At 68.2% G+C, this 16,082-nt stretch carries 13 protein-coding genes; 9 read left to right on the top strand and 4 right to left on the bottom strand.

Annotated features, from left to right (window positions below; genetic code table 11):
- Positions 1–50 precede the first annotated feature (50 nt).
- The 6 genes from ACFWIW_RS27840 to ACFWIW_RS27815 all read left to right on the top strand — a co-directional run bounded on the left by ACFWIW_RS27840 (position 51) and on the right by ACFWIW_RS27815 (position 9,235).
- Positions 51–1,133 (top strand): ABC transporter permease, encoded by a 1,083-nt coding sequence (locus tag ACFWIW_RS27840; protein ID WP_378371193.1) that lies wholly within the window; start codon positions 51–53, stop codon positions 1,131–1,133.
- Positions 1,130–1,825, top strand: a complete 696-nt coding sequence (locus tag ACFWIW_RS27835; protein ID WP_378371192.1) for an ABC transporter ATP-binding protein — start codon at positions 1,130–1,132, stop codon at positions 1,823–1,825. Before ACFWIW_RS27840 ends, ACFWIW_RS27835 begins: the two co-directional genes overlap by 4 nt.
- Before the next feature lie 423 nt (positions 1,826–2,248).
- On the top strand, positions 2,249–3,517 hold the full coding sequence (locus ACFWIW_RS27830) for an aspartate kinase (RefSeq protein WP_378371191.1): 1,269 nt from the start codon (positions 2,249–2,251) through the stop codon (positions 3,515–3,517).
- Positions 3,514–7,578, top strand: coding sequence for a Pls/PosA family non-ribosomal peptide synthetase (locus ACFWIW_RS27825; protein WP_378371190.1), 4,065 nt, complete (start codon positions 3,514–3,516; stop codon positions 7,576–7,578). Before ACFWIW_RS27830 ends, ACFWIW_RS27825 begins: the two co-directional genes overlap by 4 nt.
- A complete protein-coding gene (locus ACFWIW_RS27820) occupies positions 7,575–8,939 on the top strand; it encodes an aspartate aminotransferase family protein (RefSeq protein WP_378371189.1) in 1,365 nt (454 codons plus the stop codon). The genes ACFWIW_RS27825 and ACFWIW_RS27820 overlap by 4 nt, the downstream gene beginning before the upstream one ends.
- 146 nt (positions 8,940–9,085) lie before the next feature.
- Positions 9,086–9,235, top strand: coding sequence for a hypothetical protein (locus ACFWIW_RS27815; RefSeq protein ID WP_185927105.1), 150 nt, complete (start codon positions 9,086–9,088; stop codon positions 9,233–9,235).
- A gap of 29 nt (positions 9,236–9,264) precedes the next feature.
- Here ACFWIW_RS27815 and ACFWIW_RS27810 read toward each other — a convergent pair whose 3' ends face one another.
- Positions 9,265–9,906 (bottom strand): hypothetical protein, encoded by a 642-nt coding sequence (locus ACFWIW_RS27810; RefSeq protein ID WP_378371188.1) that lies wholly within the window; start codon positions 9,904–9,906, stop codon positions 9,265–9,267.
- A 243-nt stretch (positions 9,907–10,149) separates the two neighbouring features.
- Between ACFWIW_RS27810 and ACFWIW_RS27805 the strand changes: the two genes are divergently transcribed.
- Positions 10,150–10,494: an ArsR/SmtB family transcription factor gene (locus ACFWIW_RS27805; RefSeq protein WP_378371187.1), complete on the top strand. Its 345-nt coding sequence runs from the start codon at positions 10,150–10,152 to the stop codon at positions 10,492–10,494.
- Between the two features lie 404 nt (positions 10,495–10,898).
- Here ACFWIW_RS27805 and ACFWIW_RS27800 read toward each other — a convergent pair whose 3' ends face one another.
- On the bottom strand, positions 10,899–11,855 hold the full coding sequence (locus tag ACFWIW_RS27800) for a GlxA family transcriptional regulator (protein WP_378371186.1): 957 nt from the start codon (positions 11,853–11,855) through the stop codon (positions 10,899–10,901).
- Between the two features lie 119 nt (positions 11,856–11,974).
- Between ACFWIW_RS27800 and ACFWIW_RS27795 the strand changes: the two genes are divergently transcribed.
- Complete coding sequence (locus tag ACFWIW_RS27795; protein WP_378371185.1) at positions 11,975–12,565, top strand: isochorismatase family protein; 591 nt, start codon at positions 11,975–11,977, stop codon at positions 12,563–12,565.
- Between the two features lie 67 nt (positions 12,566–12,632).
- The gene (locus ACFWIW_RS27790; protein WP_378371184.1) at positions 12,633–14,372 is read left to right on the top strand and encodes a pyruvate dehydrogenase; all 1,740 of its coding nucleotides are present in this window, start codon (positions 12,633–12,635) and stop codon (positions 14,370–14,372) included.
- Between the two features lie 9 nt (positions 14,373–14,381).
- On the opposite strand, the gene ACFWIW_RS27785 is transcribed toward ACFWIW_RS27790, so the two are convergent.
- Both ACFWIW_RS27785 and ACFWIW_RS27780 read right to left on the bottom strand, forming a co-directional pair.
- Positions 14,382–15,578: an epoxide hydrolase family protein gene (locus ACFWIW_RS27785; RefSeq protein ID WP_378371183.1), complete on the bottom strand. Its 1,197-nt coding sequence runs from the start codon at positions 15,576–15,578 to the stop codon at positions 14,382–14,384.
- A complete protein-coding gene (locus ACFWIW_RS27780; protein WP_378371182.1) occupies positions 15,575–16,027 on the bottom strand; it encodes a nuclear transport factor 2 family protein in 453 nt (150 codons plus the stop codon). The genes ACFWIW_RS27785 and ACFWIW_RS27780 overlap by 4 nt, the downstream gene beginning before the upstream one ends.
- Positions 16,028–16,082: the final 55 nt, after the last annotated feature.

Genomic DNA, 16,082 nt, shown 5'->3' with positions numbered 1-16,082 from the left:
GATCGTGGAGAGGTAACCAGCCCACCCGCCGGAGAGGACAGACCGGAACCGTGTTCGTCGCCTGGAGAGATCTGAGATTCGCCAAAGGGCGGTTCGCCCTGATGGGGGCCGTGGTCGTGCTGATCACCCTGCTGGTCGGCCTGTTGTCCGGGCTCACCGCGGGGCTGGGTGAGCAGAACGTTTCCGCGATCACCGGTCTGCCCGCCGACAAGATCGTCTTCGCCGCTCCAGGTGACGGGCAGAGCCTTTCCTACGCCAACTCCGCGATCACCGAGAGTCAGCGGCGGCAGTGGGCCGAAACCCCCGGCGTCACCGGTGCCGAGCCGCTGGGCATCGCCACCACCAAGGCCGGCGCGGGGAACCGCAGCGCCGGGATCTCCGTCTTCGGAGTCCGGCCCGGTTCGGCGCTCGCCCCGGACGGCGGGGACATCACCGGCGACTCGGTGGTGTTGTCGACGTCCGCCGCCGAAGACCTGGGCGTCCGTAGCGGTGACACCATCGCCGTGGCCGGGCGCCCGCTGACGGTCGCCGCCGTGACGGGGGACGCTTGGTTCAGCCACACTCCGGTGGTGTGGGCGGGCCTCGACATCTGGGCGAAGATCGTGCCACCCACGGGCGGCGAGCCGAGCGCGACGGTGCTCGCGTTGAACACCACGGCCGACGCCGATCTCGCGGCCGCTGATCTCGCCGCGGGCACGAAGACGGTCTCGAAAAGCGAGTCGCTCTCCGCGATCGGCTCCTACACCTCGGAAAACGGTTCGCTGCAACTGATGCGTGGCTTCCTGTTCGCGATCTCCGCACTCGTGATCGGCGCCTTCTTCACGGTCTGGACGATCCAGCGCAGCGGTGACATCGCCGTCCTCAAGGCGTTGGGGGCGAGCACACCGTTCCTGCTGAAGGACGCGCTCGGCCAGGCTGTCGTCCTGCTTGTCGGTGGCACCGCCGTCGGCACCGGACTGGCCGTGGGCCTCGGCGCGGTCGTCGCCGGATCCGCCGTGCCCTTCCTGCTGACGCCGGCCACGGTGCTGGTCCCGGCCGCGGTGATGATCCTGCTCGGCGCTCTCGGGGCCGCGCTCTCCGTCCGCCGCATCACTTCCGTCGACCCGCTGACCGCGCTGGGGAGTGCCCGATGAGCCTGAACCTGACCGGTGTCACCCTCACCTATCCCGACGGAGACTCCCGCCTCACCGCGCTCGACGACGTCACACTGGATGTCCCGCCGGGCACGATCACCGCTGTCGCCGGGCCCTCCGGCTCGGGCAAGTCCAGCCTCCTCGCCGTCGCCGCCACCCTCATCACGCCGGACCGCGGTGCCGTCACCATCGACGGCGTCGAGACCGCCGGGCTGACCCGCGGTGAACTCACCGGACTTCGCCGCCGCAAGATCGGGATCGTCTTCCAGCAACCCAATCTGCTTCCCGCCCTCACCGCCGCCGAACAACTCCAGGTCATGGCCCGGATCGACGGCCGTTCCCCAGCCGAAGCACGGGGCGTGGCCATGGATCTGCTCGACGCCGTCGGGCTCGGGCAGCAGGCGGGGCGTCGTCCGCACCAGCTCTCCGGTGGCCAACGGCAACGGGTGAACATCGCTCGCGCACTGATGAACGAGCCAACCGTGCTGCTGATCGACGAACCGACGAGCGCCCTCGACCACGACCGCGGCGCCGCGGTCATCGACCTGATCACACGCTTGACCCGTCAGCGGGCCACCGCCACCGTCCTGGTCACGCACGACCGCGCCCATCTCACCGCGGTCGACCGGGTCGTCGAAGTCCACGATGGACGGTTGGGCAGTCCGGAACCGGCCCGTCTTCAGTCCGGTTAGCGGCCCGATGTACATGAAGGCCCCCTTCCTTGCGCCTACCGCAAAGAAGGGGGCCTTCATGTACATCGGGCTTTTCGGGCAGGTAAAAGGATCTCGTAACTTCCGGCGAGTGGGGAAATTCGTTCCGTTTTGTCACGCCGTCGTTCTCCCGAATTTCGAAGTCAGTGCGAATACGTCATTCGTCTGACCTAATTCCATCGAACTCGGCTGTTTGCCGCCATAACCTTGCGCGCTGCCGTCGGGTTATGGCCTGCGAGAAACGGGTGACCGATCTTTCGTACTTACGGAGGTACCCGTGGAAAGTGACCCGCACTACTTTCCAAACCTGTCATCTCCGCCAGGACACCTTGCCCGGCAGGCGCTTCCGAACTCTGTCGTATACCCCGTCGCGAATGCGGCCAATGTGGCGACCTATTAAGGAAAATGGTGAATCCTTCTCCGAAACTCGACGTCAGCCCGGACCCGCCCTTGCCGAAGACGCGAAGCAAAGGACTGGTCATACGAAAATACGGTGGCTCGTCGCTGGCCACCCCGGAAATGGTGAACGAGGTAGCCGCCGAAGTGGCCGCGATCGCCGAAGCGGGAGATCGGGTGGTCCTGGTCGTGTCGGCGATGGGGGACAGCACCGATCGGTTGATCGCACTGGCGGGTGAGTTCGCCGAACCGCCCGCTCCGCGGGAACTCGACCAGTTGATGGCGACCGGTGAACAGGTGTCCGCGTCGGTGCTGGCCATGGCGCTGGCCGAACGCGGAGTCGAGGCGGTCTCGCTGTCCGGCGACCAGGCGGGGATCGAGGTCGCGGGTGAACCGGGCGCGGGGACCATCGTGCGGGTCGATCCCGGCAAGATCGTCGCCCGGTTGCGTGACGCGCGAGTCGTCGTGGTAGCCGGGTTCCAGGGGCGCGACGCCGACGGCGAACTGCTGACCTTGGGCCGGGGTGGTTCCGACACCACCGCGGTGGCGCTCGCGGCCGCGCTCGGCGGTTCCGAATGCGAGATCAGGACCGACGTGCACGGCGTTCGCACGGCCGATCCCCGGATCGTCCGGGACACCAGGGTGGTCCGGACGATCTCGTACGACGCCATGGTCGAGCTCGCCGGGCTCGGCGCCCGGGTACTGCATCCCAGATCCGTCGAGCTCGCGCGCCGTCACAAGGTGGCGGTGCGGGTGATGCACGCGTCGGATCCCGGCCCGTCGACCGTCGTGATGGCAGGAGAAGCATCGCTGGAAGGCCGGCCCCACGTCATCGGCATCGCGCACGAGCGCGACGTCCGGCTGGTCCGGGTCGAGGTTTCGGCCCCGGGCATGGACCATTACGCGCGTGTCCTCGCGACGCTGGCGGCTTGCGGGGTGCGGCCGGACAACCTGAGCTGGCCCGATCCCGGCGAACTGCGGTTCACCGTCCGGGGGTCGGAGCCGCTCGGCCTGCCGATCACCCGGCTCGCGATGGAGCTGGACGCGCGCTCCACGGTCTTCGACGAACTCGGCTCGGTCTCCGTCGTCGGCACCGCGCTGCTCGATTCGCCCGGGTTCGTGTCCGAGTTGCTGCGAGTCCTCGCCGGCCATCGAGTGACGGTGCCGGCGATGACGACCTCGCAGTCGCGCCTCACCGCCGTGATCCCCACCGATGCCGTCGACACCACCGTCCGCGCCCTGCACGACTCGTTCGGCTTGGCGGTGGACAGGACATGAGCCCCTACAGACTGCCGTCCGGCCGGTTCACCACCGATGGCCGGGTCCTGACCTGCGTCGGCCATGACCAGCGGATCCGATGGCGGGCAGGCGAACGGCTGGAAGGGCTGTACGAGCGACTCTGCGACCGGTTGCGAGGGGACGGCCTCGGCGACCGGGTCGCGGTGGATGCCGAGGGCGAAAAGCTCACGTTCGACGGTTTGGACGAGCACGCGAACCGGCTCGCCCGGCACCTTCGAACACGCGGAGTGCGGCCCGGCGACCGGATCGGGTTGTTGTTCGGCGAACCGGTTCACCCCTACGTCGCTATGCTCGCGGTGCTCAAGGTCAACGCGGCGTATGTGCCATTGGACGTGGGTTTTCCGGACGACCGCTTGGCCTACATCGTCCAGGACGCCGGCGTCCGGCTCGTGGTGTCGACCTCCGCCCTGCGGGACCGGTTCGAGCCGGGCAGCGTCGATCTCGTCTGTCTCGACGAGGACGCCGATCACATCGCCGGGCAGCCGGGCGAGCGGCTCACCGCGGCCGAGCGGGGCGCTCCAGCCGACGAACTCTGTTACGTCGTCTACACATCCGGCTCGACCGGGCGGCCGAAGGGCGTGGCGATCGACCACCCTTCGATCTGTAATTTCGTCCAGGTCGCCGCCGAGGTCTACGGCATCCAGGCCACCGACCGGGTCTACCAAGGCATGACGATCGCGTTCGATTTCTCGGTCGAGGAGATCTGGGTGCCGTTGCTGAGCGGCGCGACGCTCGTGCCGAAACCCGGCGGCGCCGCCCTTGTCGGCCACGACCTCCTCGAGTTCCTGCGGGAGAACAAGGTCACCGCGCTGTGCTGCGTCCCGACCCTGCTGGCCAGCCTCGACGAGGATCTGCCGCTGCTGAGGTTCCTCCTGGTGTCCGGCGAAGCGTGTCCCGAAGACCTCGTGCGTCGCTGGCATCGCCAGGAGAGACGGTTTCTCAACGTCTACGGCCCGACAGAGGCCACCGTCACCGCGACGTGGTCGGTGCTGCGGCCGGATCGACCGGTGACCATCGGGGTGCCCCTGCCCACCTATTCGGTCGTCATCCTCGACCCGGACGAGCCGAGGGCCTTGGCCTCGGGCGAACTCGGCGAGATCGGCATCGCCGGGATCGGGCTCGCCGGCGGCTATCTCAACCGGCCCGACCTGACCGAGCGCGCGTTCATCCCGGATTTCCTCGGCATCGGCGACAATCCGTCCCAGCGCATCTACCGCACCGGTGATCTGGGCCGGATCACCCCGGACGGGGAGATCGAGTACCACGGCCGTGCCGATACCCAGGTGAAGATCCGGGGCTACCGCGTCGAGCTCACCGAGATCGAATCGGTTCTCCTGCAGATCCCCGGAATCGCCCAGGCGGTGGTCGAAACCCATCATCCGGAACCAGGCACCGTCGAGCTGGTCTCCTACTACAGCCTGCGCCGCGACCAGACGAACGTCGATCCCGGTGACCTTCGCCGTCGCCTGGCGGAACTGCTGCCGGGCTACATGGTGCCCGCCTACCTCGAAAGACTCGACCGCATCCCGCTGACCCCGGCGGGCAAGGCCGATCGCAAGCATCTCCCGGCGCCCACTGGTCCACGAAGAGCGGGAAACGACGTCGGCTACGTGGCGCCTGCCACCGAGAACGAAGTCCGCTTGGCGGAGGCCTTGGGTGGTGTCCTCGGAATCGAGCGGATCTCGGCGACGGGGCATTTCTTCGACGACTACGGGGCCGACTCCCTGCTGGTGGCCAAATTCTGCGCCGTGATCCGGGAACGCGGAGACCTCGCACCGTTGTCGGCGAAGGACGTGTACCTCAACCCCACCGTTCGCGGACTCGCCGAGTCGACCACCGCCGCGGACCACGTGACGGTCGCCCGCGCCGAAGAACCACGCCGGGCGTCGGCCGTTTCGTATGTCCTTTGTGGAGTCTTCCAGCTCTTGGCCTTTCTGTCCTATGCCGCCGGTTCGGGCTGGATCCTCGACACGGGATTCGCCTGGATCTCCGCCGCGACGGGTTTCGTCGAGAGTTACGCACGCGCCGCCGGGCTCGGGCTCGTCGTGTTCGTCATCCTGTCCGCGGTGCCGGTCGTGGCGAAGTGGTCGATCGTCGGCCGGTGGAAGCCGGGGGAGATCCCGCTGTGGAGCGTCGCCTACCTGCGCTTCTGGACGGTCCGGACCTTGATCAGGTTCAGCCCGCTGATGCTGTTCATCGGCACGCCGCTGTACTCGTGGTACCTACGGGCGCTCGGCGCGGACATCGGCAAGGGCGCCGTGATCCTGTCGCGGAACCCGCCGGTCTGCACCGATCTGTTCAGCGTCGGCGCCGGGGCGGTCATCCGGAAGGACGCGTACTTCTCGTGCTACCGCGCGAGGGCGGGGCGGATCCAGACCGGGCCCGTCACGCTCGGCGACAACGCCTTCGTCGGCGAGATGACCGTGCTCGACATCGGCACGGCCATCGGCAACGATGCGCAGCTCGGCCACTCGTCGTCGTTGAACGCCGGGCAGTCCGTGCCCGATGGCGAGAGCTGGCACGGGTCACCGGCTCGTCTCTCCACTGTGGACTATCGGGCGCTGGGAACGGTCCCGCGCGGCAAGCTCAGACCGATCGTCTTCTGCGCGTCCAGCCTGCTGCTCCTGCTCGGTGTGACGCTTCCCGTGACGCTGGGCGGGGCGGACGTGTTCGTCGACCGCTGGCTCACCGCGACGACGGACTTCACGAGCTGGGCCTTCTATCGCGGCCGGATCATCGACTCCGCGCTGCTGTACTTCGGGACGTTGCTCGCCGGGCTGGCGGTCGTCCTCACGATCCCGCGCCTGCTCGGCCTGTTCCTCCGGCCGGACCGCGTCTATCCGCTCTACGGCAGGCATTTCGCGATCCAGCGATTGATCGCACGGCTGACCAACATGCGGGCGTACACGTACCTGTTCGGTGACAGCAGCTACATCGTGTACTACCTGCGTGCGCTGGGGTACGACCTGTCGAAGGTCCAGCAGACCGGATCCAACTTCGGGGTCGAGGTCAAGCACGAGACGCCGTTCCTGAGCACGGTCGGCACCGGGACGATGGTCTCCGACGGCCTTTCGATGCTCAACGCCGACGTCTCCGCCTCGTCGTTCCGCCTGCGCAGGACGTCCGTCGCGCCGGAGGGGTTCCTTGGCAACGAGATCGCTTTCCCGCCGGACGCGCGGGTCGGCCGGAACTGCCTGCTGGCGACCAAGGTCCTCGTTCCGCTGGACGGGCCGGTCCGGGAGAACGTCGGCCTGCTGGGGTCGCCCGCGTTCGAGATCCCCAGGACCGTCCTCCGCGACACCGGATTCGAGCACCTCGGCACCGGGGACGCGCTGCGCCGGGGTCTGCGGGCGAAGAACCGCCACAACACCGTCACCATCGCCGTCCATCTGCTCGTGCACTGGCTGCACCTGCTCGGAATCCTGCTGATCGGCACCGCGGCGGGCGTCCTGCACGAGCGAGTCGGTCCGCTCGCGGTCGGCGGCGGCATCGTGGCGACACTGGTGTTCTCCGTCGCGTTCCTCATGCTGGCCGAACTCGCCGCACAGGGCTTCCGTGCGCTGCGGCCGAGGTTCTGCTCGATCTACGATCCGGTCTTCTGGCGGCATGAGCGGTTCTGGAAACTCAGCCCCGCCCGCTATCTCGCCCTGTTCGACGGGACGGCGTTCAAACCCTTCCTGCTGCGCCGCCTCGGCGTCCGGATCGGCCGCCGTGTCTTCGACGACGGCTGTGCGATCCCGGAGCGCTCGTTGGTGAGCATCGGCGACGACTGCGTGCTCAACCTGCACACCGTCGTGCAAGGACATTCGCTCGAGGACGGCACGTTCAAATCGGACTACATCGACATCGGCGCCGGATGCACGCTCAGCACCGGCTCCTTCGTCCACTATGGAGTGACCATGGCGGACGGGGCGATCGCCGAAGCGGACGCGTTCCTGATGAAGGGCACCACCGTTCCGGCCCGGACCCGCTGGCACGCCAATCCGGCGGTCGAACTCGACACGGTGGAAAAGCTCACCGCGGCAAGGAGGCTGCCATGACCCATACCCCCACGGCTCGAATGGCGCCTCGTGTCGAGGGCGCCCTTCCGGGCCCGCGCTCGGCCGAGTTCCTCGAACACCAGCGACAGTGGGAATCCAGCGCGCTGGCGTACCCCCGGCACCTGCCGATCGCGATCGCGGGCGGGGCGGGCAGTTACCTGCGGGACATGGACGGGAACGTCTTCCTCGACTTCCTGGCTGGTGCGGGTGTGCTCTCCCTCGGCCACAACCATCCCGAACTGGTACACGCGGCCACCGAACAGATGCACGTGCTCACCCACGGCCTGGACTTCCCGACGCCCGCGAAACGGGAGTTCGTCGACGCCCAGCTGTCCATGCTTCCGCCCGGGCTGCGCTCGCGGATGCGCATGCACTTCTGCGGCCCCGGCGGCGCCAACGCCGTGGACGCGGCGATCAAACTGTGCAAGACCGCGACCGGGCGCGGTGACCTGGTGTCCTTCCAGGGCGGGTTCCACGGCTCGAGTCACGCCGCGATGGCGTTGACCGGGCTCGTCGCCCAGAAACGGCCGATCGCCAACGGTGTGCCCGGCGTGCACTTCTTCCCGTACTCCTACTGCGCCCGGTGCCCGGTGGGGCTTTCGCCCGACACTTGTGCGACCAACTGCGTCGGCCTGCTGGAACGGTCGCTGCGAGATCCCAACGGCGGCATCCCCCTTCCCGCCGCGGTGATCCTGGAAATGGTGCAGGGCGAGGGCGGGATCATCCCGGCGGACCGCGACTTCGTGCGGCGGGTCCGCGCGCTGACCGCGGAACTGGACATCCCGCTCGTCGTCGACGAGGTGCAGACCGGTTGCGGCCGCACCGGGACCTGGTTCGCGTTCGAGCACTACGACATCGAGCCCGATGTGATCATCGCCTCGAAGGCCTTGAGCGGGATGGGACTGCCGGTGGCGGTGATCTTCTACGACCGGCGGCTGGACGGCTGGGCACCCGGTGCGCACACCGGCACGTTCCGCGGCAACCAGGCCGCGTTCGCCTCCGGTGCGGCGGCGGTCCGCATCGTCCGGCGTGACGACGTTCTTGGCAACGTCCGGCAGCGCGGGCGGCAGCTCGCGGAACGGCTCGGCAGCCTGCACGGCGACGTCTGGGTCCGCGAGGTGCGCGGCCTCGGCCTGATGTGGGGGATCGAGCTGGCAGATCCGCGCGATGGCCGTCCGGCGGGCGGCTACGCCCGCGCCGTGCAGGCCTACGCGTTGCAGCACGGGCTGATCGTCGAACTCGGCGGCCGCGAAGACAGCGTGATCCGGCTGATGCCGCCGCTCACCGTGACCGCCGAGGAGATCGAGCTCGCTTGCGCGATCCTGCTGGACGCGATCGAACGCTGTGGCCCGTCACGGTAGGGATCCGTGTCGTGAGCGTACGAGGTGCGCATCCGGTGACGGTCGCCTCTTGAGAGCGACCAAAACTCCGGATACGGCCCGTGATCGATACCCGGCCGTTAGAGTGATCAGTCGCTGTAGTCATCACTCTTGAGGAGTAGTAGTTCATGATCGCCGAGAGCGCGAACCAGCAGAGCGTGACCTTCCCGCAGGAAGCTACGCCGATCTTCGACCTGGTCGCGAAGATGGTGGCACGGACGCAGACCGAGGACGAGCACGACTTCGATCGCGAAGCCGGTCTCGCGACCTCGGTGTAGCTTCCTGCGCGGCGAACCGCCGCGAGAGGTCATTCAGGCGGCGTACCGGCGTGGCCCCGGAGTTCCGCGGCCGTGCGGCGGGCGTGGGCCAAGCCGTCGAGGATCCATTGCGGGGGCTGCCGGTCGTTGGTCGCGATCCGCTCATAGGCGGCGACGAGCCGTTCCGCGATCTTCAGCCGGGCGTCCGTGGGCGGTGGCTCGGTGTCACCCTGGTCTGCCGGGATCGTGACCAGCGCGAGGTGTCCGGACGGCGAGCGAGTCGTGGGCTCGGCGGGCGTGTCGGATCGCTGCTCCGGGGTGGGCAGCCGACGAAGGCGGAAGGCCGGCTGCTCGGTGTGTCCCGGCCCACTCTCGTAACGCGAGCCCTGCGTGGGGAAGGGGTCCGCCCGGAACCGGGCGACCGAGGGCCAGTACCGGGTTCGCGCGGATTTCGGTGTCTCGCCGTCGAGCCCGCACGCGATCTCCTGCCAGGTCTTTCCGCCGAGCCGCGCGGCGACGACCGCCGCTTCGACGATCTGCTGCGCCATCCCGATCAGGCCGGAGTGGTCGGGATGGGAGCTGGAGTCCACCCTGGCGGCGTTCGCCGCGAGATCGGCCAGTTCCGCCGCGTGCGCGGCGAGGAGCAGATGGGCCCGGGTGACCGTGGCGGGGATGGTGTGGCGTGTGGTCACCGCCTGCTCCTCGTGGCAGGCCGGTGGCTCGACAAGAGGCTCGCGGAATCCCGCATGCCGTGACTCACAGGTGTTCTCACCTTCTCTGATATGCAGACTTGCATAAATATGCAAATTGTGGAGTCGCGAGTTGTGCCCTGATCGGGTGTGGTCGCGACCGTTCTGTGTGAGGTGACGTTCGGCAGCCTTCGTCTTCGGGCACGATCGGGGAGGTGCGGACGGCTCTGCGGGGAAGGGATACCGATGAACAGTCCCCTGTATCAGGCGACGGCGGAGTTCTTCAAAACGCTGGGGCACCCCGTCCGGATCCGTGTGCTCGAACTGCTCAGCGAGCGGGACCATCACGTCTCCGAGCTGCTCGCCGACCTCGGGATCGAGCCTGCCAACCTGTCCCAGCAGCTCGCGGTCCTGCGCCGGGCCAACCTGGTGGTGCCGCGCAAGGAGGGCACGACCGTCTCCTACTCCCTGACCAGTCCGTCGGTCGCCGAACTGCTCGCCGTCGCGCGCGGGATTCTGACCGGGGTCATCACGGGCCAGTTGGAGCTGCTCGACGATCTGCAGAATTCCGCCGGTGCGGATTCGGGATGAAAAGTTCCGGTCCGCTATTTCGGATATTCATGACCTCGTGTTGATCGTCATTTGTTTTCCTGGCCGGCGTCGGTGTGCTGCTCGCTCAATTCGGAATGGTCTTCGCCGTCCCGGGGGAGCGTGCCATTTCCGCCGGCCGCCCTCCGCGTCTCCTCGACCAGAGAGTCGAAGATGGGGGTTCCGCACAGCTCCACATGGTCCTCCGTCGCGCCGGTCCTCGTGCCCGGTCATCTTGCCCCGGAACGGCTTCTTCGATCCAGTTCCGCCGGGCAATGCACTCGATTGAGCTCACCCTCGGGGGTGAGCTATTCATCGCGGTGAAAAGCGAGTGCTGGACAAGGCGCTTTGATTCCACTTTTCCTTCGCGGGCGAGAGAAAAGGATTGCCCGCGGTCTCGTTGCTGGTCAGCGCGGGGCGGAGAACTCGATCCGGTAGCGGGTCGGCGTCGTGCCCAATGCCGCGGCGAAGTGTTCGCGAAGCCGGGCGGGCGTGCCGAAGCCGGATTGGGCGGCCACGGCGTCGACGCCGAGCGAGGTCGTCTCGAGCAGGTGTCGCGCCCGCGCGAGCCGTTGCGCGACAAGCCAGTTGTGGACGGTGGTCCCGGTGCGGGCCCGGAACGAGCGGGTGAACGTACTGCGGCTCATATGGGCGCGGGCGGCGAGGCCGTCGATGCTGTGCTGCGTGCCCAGATGGGCCCGCGCCCAGCTCATCACCTCGGCGAGCGGATCCTCGTCCGCGGCGGGCACGGGAAGCTCGATGAACTGGGCCTGGCCCCCGGGGCGGTGCGGCGCGGCGACGATCCGGCGGGCGACGCGGTTGGCGACCACCTGACCTGCCGTGCGGGCGAGCAGATGAAGGCAGGTGTCGATCCCGGCGGTCGCGCCGGCGCCGGTCACGACGTCGCCTTCGTCGACGTACAACTCCTCGGGGCGCAACTCGACCGAGGGGAAGCGTCTCCGGAAGGTTTCGACCCATTTCCAGTGCGTCGTCGCGGTGCGACCGTCGAGGATGCCGGCGTCCGCGAGGGCGAAGACCCCCAAACAGAGCCCGACGACGAGGGCACCGCGTTCGTGCGCGGTCCGCAACGCGGCGGACACGGCCGCGGGCGTCGAGGCCTCCGGTTCGGACCACCACGGCACGACGACGATGTCGGCGTCCGCGAGAGCGTCGAGACCCGAGGAGACGTCGATCGTGTATCCGGCGCTCGTGGTGAGCCTGCCCGGTTCGACGGCGACCACCGTGAGCGGCCACGGCTCCATGTCACCCGCCGGGGATTCCGGGCCCCATACGAGCGATGGCACGGCGAGATGGAAAGGGCTGATCCCCTCGAACGCCAAGACGGCCACCTTCGGAGCGCTCATCGATCCTCTTCCCGCGGATGTCGGCCGATCTCGACCATGGCTGACCCGAATCCGTATCTCGATCTCGAATCGGGTCAGCCAAGATGGTAGCCGTACCGACGGAAAGCGAAGGAAACCTGATGACCAGCACCACTCTCCGCGAAATCAGCACCCTGCCGACGACCCCGGCGGCGCTCTCGGACGCGACGGTGATCCTCGTCGACTACCAGAACACCTACACGCGTGGCGTGATGGAACTCGACGGCTGGGAAGCGGCGCTCGACGAGGCGGCCACGTTGCTGGCCCGCGCCAGGGCGGCGGGCGCGACGGTCATTCACGTCATGCACGACGGAGGCGAGGGCAGCCCGTACGACCTCCAGCAGGACATCGGCCGGATCCACGAGCGTGTCGCCCCCGCCCCGGGCGAGGAGGTCGTGGTCAAGACCGCGCCCAACTCGTTCGTCGGGACCCGGCTGGGGGACCTGGTCGACGCCGCCGGGCACCGGGACGTCGTCGTGGCCGGGTTCATGACCCATATGTGCGTCACGTTCACCGCGGAGGGCGCGTTCCTGCGCGGGAACAGCCCGACGGTGGTGGCCGCGGCCTGCGCCACGCGCCCGCTTCCGTCCGTCGCCGGTCCGGTGACCGCCGCGGAACAGCACCGTGCGGCGCTCGCGACCATCGGTGATCTCTACGCGGTCGTCGTCGACTCGTCGGCCGAGCTCGGTTAGGACCTGCGAGGCCGCGCCCGCGCGTGGATCATGAAGGTGTTCCCGCCGCCGAATCGAAGGGGTCCTGATGGCCAAGCCCAACGTCGCCGAGCAGTTCGTCCAAGTCCTGGTTCAGGCCGGGGTGGAACGGATCTACGGCGTGGTCGGAGACAGCCTCAACCCCATCGTCGACGCCATCCGCCGAACCCCTGGCATCGAATGGGTGCACGTGCGCAACGAGGAGGCTGGAGCGTTCGCGGCGGCGGCCGAGGCCCAGCTGACCGGACGGCTCGCGGTCTGCGCCGGTAGCTGCGGTCCCGGCAACACCCATCTGGTGCAAGGACTTTACGACGCGCATCGCACGGGAGCCCCGGTTCTCGCGCTCGCCTCGCATATCCCGTCCGGTCAGATCGGGACCGGGTTCTTCCAGGAGACCCATCCCGAGCGGCTGTTCGTCGACTGCAGCGGCTATTGCGAGCAGATCAGCAGGCCTGCCCAGATGCCGAGGGTGCTGCGGATCGCCATGCAGCACGCCTTGTCCCGAGGCGAGGTGTCCGTCCTGGTGTTGCCGGGGGACGTCGCGCACCTCGACGCCGTCGCGCCCACCGGGAACGGGGTGCCGGTCACCGAGCACGGGACGGTCGTGCCACCCGAGTCGCAGGTGGGCCGGCTCGCCGAGTTGATCAACGACGCCGAGACCGTCACCTTGTTCGCCGGTGCCGGGGTGCGCGGCGCGCACGCCGAGGTGATGGAACTGGCCGGGACCGTGCAGGCGCCGGTCGGCCACAGCCTGCGCGGCAAGGAGTGGATCCAGTACGACAATCCGTTCGACGTCGGGATGAGCGGCCTGCTCGGGTACGGCGCCTGCTACCGGGCGATGAACGACGCGGATCTGCTGGTCCTGCTCGGCACCGATTTCCCTTATGACTCCTTCCTTCCCCAGGCGCGGACCGTGCAGGTCGACCACGACGCGACCCGGCTGGGCCGACGCACCCCGCTGGAACTGGCGGTGCACGGCGACGTGCGGGAGACCCTGCGGGCCGTACTGCCGCTCCTGCGCCGCAAGTCCGACCGCACGTTCCTGGACCGGATGCTGCGTGATCACTGCAAAACGCTGGAGCAGGTCGTCGACGCCTACACCCGCAACGTCGAGCGGCATGTGCCCATCCACCCGGAGTTCGCCGCGGACCTCCTCGACGAGCTCGCCGCGGACGACGCGATCTTCACCGTCGACACCGGCATGTGCAACGTGTGGGCGGCCCGGTATCTCACCCCCAATGGACGACGCCGGGTCATCGGGTCGTTCCTGCACGGCACGATGGCCAACGCCCTGCCACACGCCATCGGCGCGCAGTTCGCCTATCCGGGACGCCAGGTCGTGTCGATGTCCGGCGACGGGGGACTGGGCATGCTGCTCGGCGAACTGCTCACCGTGGCGTTGCACGATCTGCCGGTCAAGATCGTGACTTTCAACAACTCATCGCTCGGCATGGTGAAGCTGGAGATGCTGGTGGACGGCCTGCCCGACTATCAGACCGATCACCGCCCGGTGGACTTCGCCGCCATCGCCAATGGCGCGGGACTGCGTGCCGAGCGGGTGACCGATCCGACGCGGCTGCGCGCGGCGCTCAAGGAGGCCTTGAGCCACGACGGTCCCGCGCTGGTGGACGTCGTGACGGACGCGAACGCCCTGTCCGTCCCGCCGCATATCACCGCCGGGCAGCTCGGCGGATTCGCCTTGGCCGCGAGCAAGGTCGTACTCGAAGGCGGGGTCGGCCGGATGATCGACCTCGCCCGGGCCAACCTCCGCAACATCCCACGGCTGTGACGCCGCCGCTCAGCGCAGCGGGCGGAACGTGGTGCGCAGGTCTTCGATCCACGCTTCCGGGTTTTCCCACGGTCCGAAGTGGCCGCCCTTCTCGTGGACGTTCACCTGCCGCACGTCGCCGTAGACCTGACCGGCCGCTTCCTTGAACGCGGCGACGCGGCGTTCGCGGTCGTGGGCTCCCGGCGGCGCGGCGTCGCCGAGGTGGAAGGTGAACCCGGACGGCGCCTCGACCGCCGGGGTCCGGTCGTGCGACGGCCGCCACGGATGCCGGTTGACGTTCTTGTAGGCGCGGATCGACGAGCCGATGGCTTGGTTGACCCAGTAGATCGTCGCGTTGGTGAGGATGTGGTCGACCGGATAGGAGTCTTCGAAGACCCCGTTCTGGTCGCTCCACTTCTTCCACCGCTTGAGGATCCACGCGAGCATCCCGATCGGGGAGTCGTTCAGGCCGTGCGTGATCGTCTGCGCGTCGAGCATATGCGTGGCGACATGGGAAACGTAGGTGTCGACGAAGTTGACCATGTCGGGCAGGCCGTCGATCGGCGCACCGCCGGTGAGATCCCAGTGGCGCTCGCCCTGGAAGATGGTCAGCGGCATCTCGTTGCCGAGGTGGATACCGTGGAGTGAGCCGGCGTACTTGTGGCCGAGCTGCGCCCCGACCAGTGCGCCGTAGTCGGCCGCGCCGACGCCGAAGCGCCGGTGGCCGAGCACGTCGGTCATCAGCGTGTGGAACCGGTCGGCCATGCTGACGAAGTTCTCTTTGCCGTTCGTCAGCGGCGTGGAGAACGCGAAGCCGGGCAGCGAAGGGACGATGACGTCGAAGGCGTCCGCGGGGTCGCCGCCGTGCGCGCCCGGGTCGGCGAGCGGACGGATGACCTTGCTCCAGTCCCAGAAGGTCCACGGCCAGCCGTGCATGAGCAGCAACGGGATCGGTGCGGGGCCTTTCCCCGGCTCACGGATGAAGTGCACCGGGGTGCCGCCGACGTCGACGCGATGGTGCGAGTACTCGTTCAACCGGGCTTCGACGGCTCGCCAGTCGAAACCGTCGGCCCAGTACTCCACGATGGGCTTGAGGTAGGCGGTGCTCAGCCCGAAGGCCTCGTCTTCGTTGTCCAGGTCGGGTGCGAACCTGGTCGCCTTCAGCCGCCTCCGGAGGTCGTCGAGAACGTCCTGCTCGACGTCGATGACGAACGGTTCGATGGTCATGATCGGTTCTCCTTGTCCGGGTGGGTCCAATCCAGGCGGAGCCTGGTGATGCGAAGTTCGGTGATGAGCCAGCGGCCGTCCGACCGGGTGAAGCGCACCCGGTAATGGCCGTAGCCGTGCATTTCGCCGTCGTGCGGCGTGGTGACGATGTCCTCCATGGCCCAGACGCCGTCCGCCGAATCGGGCGACTCGATGTCGATCTCGCTGGAGAACAGGTGGTGTACCAGTACGGAATCGGCTTGGTTGCGGGCTTTGAGCCGCTCGGCGATCTCGGCGCGGCCGGTCATCCGCGCTTGGATCGATCCGTCCACTGTGGAGGCGACGAACGGCGCTTCGGGCGTGAACAGGGCCGCGAGGTCGTCCCATCGATGATGATCGGCGTGGTAGACGTAACGAGCCATCACGCGTCGCACGTCCTCCACCGCCACCAGCCGGGCGAGGTCGTCCATCGGCTTTCCTTCGTTCGAAGTGGTTGACCCGGCCGAGGATGCCGACGAAAAAATG

The organism is Amycolatopsis sp. NPDC058340 (assembly GCF_042723975.1).
Taxonomy (GTDB): Bacteria; Actinomycetota; Actinomycetes; order Mycobacteriales; family Pseudonocardiaceae; genus Amycolatopsis.
Note: the sequence above shows the minus strand (reverse complement) of the source record. Positions and strands in the feature narration are given on the sequence as shown.